Here is a 6,653-nt window from a genome sequence, read left to right as displayed (position 1 = left end):
TCACTCGTGGCTGCAACCCTGCTTACTCAAAATCTATTCACACATGGTTACGTTTTGGGGAAATTATGAGGGGATCTCTCAGTGCTCAGCATGTTTGAGTGCTTTACTCGCCGCGGGTTGAGAAATATGTAAAACTTCAGCCGCACGCGTTAAGGAACCACAAGTCATTACAGCATAAAAGATATCGAGATGTCTTAATTTCATTCCATGTAGCCTACTGATTATTTATTTCTACGGACTATTCTAACGAATAAAGTATAAATAATCAGATATACTCGTCATAATTCAAATTTTGGTTTAGTTGTCACGAGAATTAATTCGTAAACGTGCAAGCTAAATAGATTGACTAGGGGAATATACGGGGTAAGAAAGCGGCTCGGCATACTGCCCTATAATAAATTGTTAGGAGAAGTACGCCGAGTAGTGTGTAGCTATTAGGTAAAGTATGTACCAATTTCAATAAATATTTTAATTAAGATACTGTTTGAAATATCAACAATAAAGGCACCGACCATAGGAACGACAAGGAAAGCTTTATGTGATGGTCCAAATGCTTTTGTGACTGTTTGCATATTCGCAATTGCTGTTGGTGTTGCTCCCATACCAAAGCCACAGTGACCCGCGCTGATCACGACAGCATCATAATCTTTGCCCATCATTTTGAAGGTGACAAAGCAGGCAAATAGCACCATGACAACAGTTTGTACAGCAATGATAATTAATACTGGCCCTGCCATGCTTGCCAATTGACCAAATTTTAATGACATTAACGCCATTGCCAAGAAAAGCGATAAAGCAACGCTACCTAATACATCGACGGTCGGCTCAAACACTTCGTGTTTAAATACATGAGTCAGTGTATTACGGATAATAATACCGACAAATAAACACCAGACAAAAGTAGGCAGTTGCAGAAAAGTATCTTTAAACAATGCACTGATATAGCCACCAACAACAATACAGATAATCAGCATTGAAATGGTTTCAATAACGTTATTTGCATTGATTTTTCTTTTGACGCTTGGTTGCTCAAAAGCTTCAACGATAGTGTCGCGCTCTTGCTCGGTTGTTTTAGGAATAGAGACCTTTTTCAAAAGATGACGGGCAACAGGGCCGCCAACTAAACCACCCAACACTAATCCAAGTGTTGCACAAGCCATCGCTAATTCAACGGCGCCTGTTACACCATATTTATCAGCGAGAATAGGGCCCCATGCTCCGGCATTACCATGACCACCTGTTAGAGTAATTGAACCTGCAATTAAGCCAATAAATGGACTTTCATTCATCATGACAGCCATACTCATGCCGACAGTATTTTGAATGGCGATTAGGATCGTTACTGCAATAGTTAATAGAACTAACGGCTTTCCTCCTTTAATCAGTCGAGAAAAGTCAGAACTTAGCCCGATAGAGGAAAAGAATGTGAGCATTAATAAACTTTGCAATGAAGCATCAAAAGTAAACGAATAACCTGATGTTTTATCAATAATTAACAGAACAATTGCAACAATAAAGCCACCAACGACGGCTTCTGGTATGTGGTTTTTTTGTAGGAACGGGGTAAATTTTACGACAAACATTCCTATGAGTAGCGCGATACATGCGACTAATAATGTATAACTGGCATCTAGGATCATTTTTTTACCTCTATTAGTTTACCAGAATTTTCACTATAACAATTTAACAATAGTGAAAAATGAAGTTACTTTGGTTAACTAATCTTTAACAATGAGTTTTATTAGGGTATCCATAACTTTTAGTTAATAGGGTCATAATTTTAGTGTGATCTTAATCATGAAATATTAAAAAGATTAAAATAACAACAATGGTATTTAATGATGGGTAAACCTAAATACCATGCGGGATCCGCACTATTTTCGGTGATAGCAAAAAATAAAAAAGTATAAATAATAAACAAAATTATAAGAGAAGGAGAACATGATAAGCGCAGGCCGAGCAATTTAAAGAAGTGTGATATACAACATAAAACAGCAGCATGACCTTTCTATATTTCGTTGCTTATCGAAGTGTTAATTTTCGGGTGGATTACTCTGTTTGTTGATTAATAACGGAGAAAAATATGATTGCTGTAATATTTGAGGTGCAAATACAACCCGACCAACAAACTCGCTATTTGACTTTAGCTGAGGAGTTAAGACCACTATTAAGTCATGTAGCTGGTTTTATTTCAATTGAACGTTTTCAAAGTCTAGCTACAGAAGGAAAAATGTTATCGCTATCTTGGTGGGAAAACGAATACGCAGTTCTGCAATGGAAAAATCATGTTTTACATGCGAAAGCTCAACAAGAAGGGCGAGAGTCAATATTTGATTTTTACAAAATTAGTATTGCTCATATTACTCGCGAATATTCATTTAAAAAGGACAAGGATAATGTTTGATGTTCACGTTGTTTTAGATAATCAAATAGGACAATTAGCATTACTAGGAAAAACATTAGGTAATAAAGGTATTGGATTGGAAGGGGGAGGGATATTTACGGTTGGTGATGAATGCCATGCTCATTTTCTTGTTGAACAAGGAAAGGAAGCTAAAATAGCGCTAGAGCAAGCTGGACTGTTAGTACTTGCGATCCGGACACCATTAATTCGTAAGTTAAAACAGGAAAAACCGGGGGAACTTGGCGAAATAGCACGAGTATTGGCGGAGAATAACATTAATATTTTAGTGCAATACAGTGACCATGCTAACCAACTGATATTAATAACGGACAATGATAGTATGGCTGCATCTGTTACGCTCCCTTGGGCAATAAAGTGAACTTGCGATGGCTAATTTAATACGAAAAGAGGTTACCTTTGAGTCCTCAATAGCCGCGATAGGGGCGGCTATGTCTGACATTTCACGAGTTAAAATACTCAGTGCTTTGATGGATGGGCGAGCTTGGACGGCCACTGAGCTAAGTTCTGTGGCGAATATATCAGCTTCAACGGCGAGCAGTCATTTATCTAAATTATTAGATTGCCAGCTAATCACAGTAGTAGCTCAAGGCAAGCATCGTTATTTTCGGCTAGCAGGAAAAGATATTGCTGAATTGATGGAAAGTATGATGGGGATCTCCTTAAACCATGGCGTACATGCCAAAGTTTCCACGCCAGTGCATTTACGAAAAGCACGTACTTGCTATGATCATTTAGCTGGCGAAGTTGCCGTTAAGATCTATGATTCCCTTTGTCAACAGCAATGGATCACTGAAAATGGTTCAATGATCACATTAAGTGGTATTCAATATTTTCATGAAATGGGAATTGACGTTCCTTCCAAACATTCACGTAAAATCTGTTGTGCGTGTTTAGATTGGAGTGAACGCCGTTTCCATTTAGGTGGGTACGTTGGAGCCGCATTATTTTCGCTTTATGAATCTAAAGGGTGGTTAACTCGACATCTTGGTTACCGTGAAGTTACCATCACGGAAAAAGGTTATGCTGCTTTTAAGACCCACTTTCACATTTAAGTTGTTTTTCTAATCCGCATATGATCAATTCAAGGCCGAATAAGAAGGCTGGCTCTGCACCTTGGTGATCAAATAATTCGATAGCTTGTCGTAATAATGGCGGCATACTATCAGTAGTAGGTGTTTCCCTTTCTTCTTTAGCGACTTGATGCTCTTGATCTTCCAATACGCAACCTAAAGTAAAATGCCCCACAGCGCTGAGTGCATATAATGCATTCTCTAGTGAAAAACCTTGTTGGCATAAAAAGGCTAATTGATTTTCGAGAGTTTCATACTGTTTTTCTGTAGGCCGTGTACCTAAATGTACTTTTGCTCCATCGCGATGACTTAGTAAAGCACATCTAAAACTTTTAGCGTTATTACGTAAAAAATCTTGCCAGCTTTCCCCTTCTAAAGGGCAAAAGTGAGTATGGTGCCTATCTAACATCTCAATGGCTAAGGCGTCGAGCAAAGCCCGCTTATTTTTTACATGCCAATACAATGTAGGCTGCTCTACACCTAGCTTCTGGGCGAGTTTACGGGTTGTTAAACCTTCGATTCCGACCTCATTAAGCAGCTCTAATGCGCTGTTAATCACTTTACTTTTATCTAATCTAGACATCATTAATTCCTAATTTTTGTTGACACTCTATCATTGATAGAGTTATTTTACCACTCCCTATCAGTGATAGAGAAAAGTGAAATGAATAGTTCGACAAAGATCGCATTGGTAATTACGTTACTCGATGCCATGGGGATTGGCCTTATCATGCCAGTCTTGCCAACGTTATTACGTGAATTTATTGCTTCGGAAGATATCGCTAACCACTTTGGCGTATTGCTTGCACTTTATGCGTTAATGCAGGTTATCTTTGCTCCTTGGCTTGGAAAAATGTCTGACCGATTTGGTCGGCGCCCAGTGCTGTTGTTGTCATTAATAGGCGCATCGCTGGATTACTTATTGCTGGCTTTTTCAAGTGCGCTTTGGATGCTGTATTTAGGCCGTTTGCTTTCAGGGATCACAGGAGCTACTGGGGCTGTCGCGGCATCGGTCATTGCCGATACCACCTCAGCTTCTCAACGCGTGAAGTGGTTCGGTTGGTTAGGGGCAAGTTTTGGGCTTGGTTTAATAGCGGGGCCTATTATTGGTGGTTTTGCAGGAGAGATTTCACCGCATAGTCCCTTTTTTATCGCTGCGTTGCTAAATATTGTCACTTTCCTTGTGGTTATGTTTTGGTTCCGTGAAACCAAAAATACACGTGATAATACAGATACCGAAGTAGGGGTTGAGACGCAATCGAATTCGGTATACATCACTTTATTTAAAACGATGCCCATTTTGTTGATTATTTATTTTTCAGCGCAATTGATAGGCCAAATTCCCGCAACGGTGTGGGTGCTATTTACCGAAAATCGTTTTGGATGGAATAGCATGATGGTTGGCTTTTCATTAGCGGGTCTTGGTCTTTTACACTCAGTATTCCAAGCCTTTGTGGCAGGAAGAATAGCCACTAAATGGGGCGAAAAAACGGCAGTACTGCTCGGATTTATTGCAGATAGTAGTGCATTTGCCTTTTTAGCGTTTATATCTGAAGGTTGGTTAGTTTTCCCTGTTTTAATTTTATTGGCTGGTGGTGGGATCGCTTTACCTGCATTACAGGGAGTGATGTCTATCCAAACAAAGAGTCATCAGCAAGGTGCTTTACAGGGATTATTGGTGAGCCTTACCAATGCAACCGGTGTTATTGGCCCATTACTGTTTGCTGTTATTTATAATCATTCACTACCAATTTGGGATGGCTGGATTTGGATTATTGGTTTAGCGTTTTACTGTATTATTATCCTGCTATCGATGACCTTCATGTTAACCCCTCAAGCTCAGGGGAGTAAACAGGAGACAAGTGCTTAGTTATTTCGTCACCAAATGATGTTATTCCGCGAAATATAATGACCCTCTTGATAACCCAAGAGGGCATTTTTTACGATAAAGAAGATTTAGCTTCAAATAAAACCTATCTATTTTATTTATCTTTCAAGCTCAATAAAAAGCCGCGGTAAATAGCAATAAATTGGCCTTTTTTATCGGCAAGCTCTTTTAGGTTTTTCGCATGTATTGCGATATGCATAAACCAGCCATTGAGTAAGTTTTTAAGCACATCATCATCATAAGCTTTAAGTTGGTTCTCTTGGATCAATTTGCTGACAATGGCGTTTACCTTACCAGTAATGTATTCAAGGCTAATTTTTTCAAGTTCATTCCAACCAATGATAGGCATCACTTCTTGGATAGGGATAAGGTTTTTATTATTATCAATAATATAATCAAGATAATGTTCAAATATACTTTCTAAGGCAGACCAACCATTTGTTAAATCAGTTTTTGTTGTGATGTAGGCATCAATCATAATTAATTGCTGCTTATAACAGGCACTGAGTAATTGTTTTTTATTTTTAAAGTGATGATAAAAGGCACCTTTGGTCACCAACGCTTTTCCCGAGATCTCATCTATTGAAACAGCTTGATAGCCTTTTTCAACAAACAATATTCGTGCTGAGTTAACCAGTGATTGATAGGTACTCTTAAAATTTTCTTGTTGATGATTTTTATTTTCCATGATAGATTTAAAATAACATACCGTCAGTATGTTTATGGTATCATGATGATGTGGTCGTGACAATCTTAAGAACATTTAGGTTATTTTATGTATATTGAACAGCATTCTCGCTATCAAAATAAAGCTAATAACATCCAATTAAGATATGATGATAAGCAGTTTCATACAACGGTTATCAAAGATGTTCTATTATGGATTGAACATAATTTAGATCAGTCTTTACTGCTTGATGATGTGGCGAATAAAGCGGGTTATACCAAGTGGTATTTTCAGCGGCTGTTCAAAAAAGTAACAGGGGTCACACTGGCTAGCTATATTCGTGCTCGTCGTTTGACGAAAGCGGCTGTTGAGTTGAGGTTGACGAAAAAAACTATCCTTGAGATCGCATTAAAATATCAATTTGATTCCCAACAATCTTTTACACGTCGATTTAAGTACATTTTTAAGGTTACACCAAGTTATTATCGGCGTAATAAATTATGGGAATTGGAGGCAATGCACTGAGAGATCCCCTCATAATTTCCCCAAAGCGTAACCATGTGTGAATAAATTTTGAGCTAGTAGGGTTGCAGCCACGAGTAA

8 protein-coding genes and 2 pseudogenes are annotated in these 6,653 nt (G+C 38.4%); 6 read left to right on the top strand and 4 right to left on the bottom strand.

The features are described 5' to 3' along the window. Window positions 1–69, top strand: a 69-nt coding sequence (locus PSF16_RS16100) for a hypothetical protein (protein ID WP_227393415.1), incomplete at its 5' end; no start/stop codon positions are given. A gap of 15 nt (window positions 70–84) precedes the next feature. Here the strand turns inward: PSF16_RS16100 and PSF16_RS16095 are convergent. Both PSF16_RS16095 and gltS read right to left on the bottom strand, forming a co-directional pair. Further along, a pseudogene (locus PSF16_RS16095) lies at window positions 85–204 on the bottom strand (LysR family transcriptional regulator); the annotation flags it as partial. A 230-nt stretch (window positions 205–434) separates the two neighbouring features. Next, window positions 435–1,640, bottom strand: coding sequence for a sodium/glutamate symporter (gene gltS / locus PSF16_RS16090; RefSeq protein ID WP_000599533.1), 1,206 nt, complete (start codon window positions 1,638–1,640; stop codon window positions 435–437). Between the two features lie 443 nt (window positions 1,641–2,083). On the opposite strand from gltS, the gene PSF16_RS16085 reads away from it, so the two are divergent. The 3 genes from PSF16_RS16085 to PSF16_RS16075 are packed head-to-tail and all read left to right on the top strand — an operon-like array spanning window position 2,084 to window position 3,477. Next, complete coding sequence (locus PSF16_RS16085; protein WP_000562370.1) at window positions 2,084–2,404, top strand: antibiotic biosynthesis monooxygenase family protein; 321 nt, start codon at window positions 2,084–2,086, stop codon at window positions 2,402–2,404. Beyond that, complete coding sequence (locus PSF16_RS16080) at window positions 2,397–2,783, top strand: hypothetical protein (RefSeq protein ID WP_000460651.1); 387 nt, start codon at window positions 2,397–2,399, stop codon at window positions 2,781–2,783. The genes PSF16_RS16085 and PSF16_RS16080 overlap by 8 nt, the downstream gene beginning before the upstream one ends. Before the next feature lie 7 nt (window positions 2,784–2,790). Continuing rightward, on the top strand, window positions 2,791–3,477 hold the full coding sequence (locus PSF16_RS16075; RefSeq protein ID WP_001284954.1) for an ArsR/SmtB family transcription factor: 687 nt from the start codon (window positions 2,791–2,793) through the stop codon (window positions 3,475–3,477). Here the strand turns inward: PSF16_RS16075 and tetR(B) are convergent. Next, a complete protein-coding gene (tetR(B), locus tag PSF16_RS16070) occupies window positions 3,455–4,078 on the bottom strand; it encodes a tetracycline resistance transcriptional repressor TetR(B) (protein WP_000088605.1) in 624 nt (207 codons plus the stop codon). The genes PSF16_RS16075 and tetR(B) overlap by 23 nt on opposite strands. Before the next feature lie 81 nt (window positions 4,079–4,159). Here tetR(B) and tet(B) point away from each other — a divergent pair, with 81 nt between their 5' ends. Further along, complete coding sequence (gene tet(B) / locus PSF16_RS16065; RefSeq protein WP_001089072.1) at window positions 4,160–5,365, top strand: tetracycline efflux MFS transporter Tet(B); 1,206 nt, start codon at window positions 4,160–4,162, stop codon at window positions 5,363–5,365. Window positions 5,366–5,477: 112 nt separating this feature from the next. On the opposite strand, the gene tetC is transcribed toward tet(B), so the two are convergent. Beyond that, on the bottom strand, window positions 5,478–6,071 hold the full coding sequence (tetC, locus tag PSF16_RS16060; RefSeq protein ID WP_000428546.1) for a tetracyline resistance-associated transcriptional repressor TetC: 594 nt from the start codon (window positions 6,069–6,071) through the stop codon (window positions 5,478–5,480). 87 nt (window positions 6,072–6,158) lie between these two features. Between tetC and PSF16_RS16055 the strand changes: the two are divergent. Then, window positions 6,159–6,554: pseudogene (locus tag PSF16_RS16055) on the top strand (helix-turn-helix domain-containing protein); the annotation flags it as partial. Between the last annotated feature and the right edge of the window lie 99 nt (window positions 6,555–6,653).

The sequence above is a fragment of the Providencia sp. PROV033 genome (assembly GCF_028484855.1).
In the GTDB taxonomy this organism is placed as follows: Bacteria; Pseudomonadota; Gammaproteobacteria; order Enterobacterales; family Enterobacteriaceae; genus Providencia; species Providencia alcalifaciens.
Note: the sequence above shows the minus strand (reverse complement) of the source record. Positions and strands in the feature narration are given on the sequence as shown.

Bases quoted from the DNA above. Each gene is read 5' to 3' on its own strand.
- gltS (WP_000599533.1), bottom strand. From the start codon at position 1,640: ATGATCCTAGATGCCAGTTATACATTATTAGTCGCATGTATCGCGCTA.
- PSF16_RS16085 (WP_000562370.1), top strand. From the start codon at position 2,084: ATGATTGCTGTAATATTTGAGGTGCAAATACAACCCGACCAACAAACT.
- PSF16_RS16080 (WP_000460651.1), top strand. From the start codon at position 2,397: ATGTTTGATGTTCACGTTGTTTTAGATAATCAAATAGGACAATTAGCA.
- PSF16_RS16075 (WP_001284954.1), top strand. From the start codon at position 2,791: ATGGCTAATTTAATACGAAAAGAGGTTACCTTTGAGTCCTCAATAGCC.
- tetC (WP_000428546.1), bottom strand. From the start codon at position 6,071: ATGGAAAATAAAAATCATCAACAAGAAAATTTTAAGAGTACCTATCAA.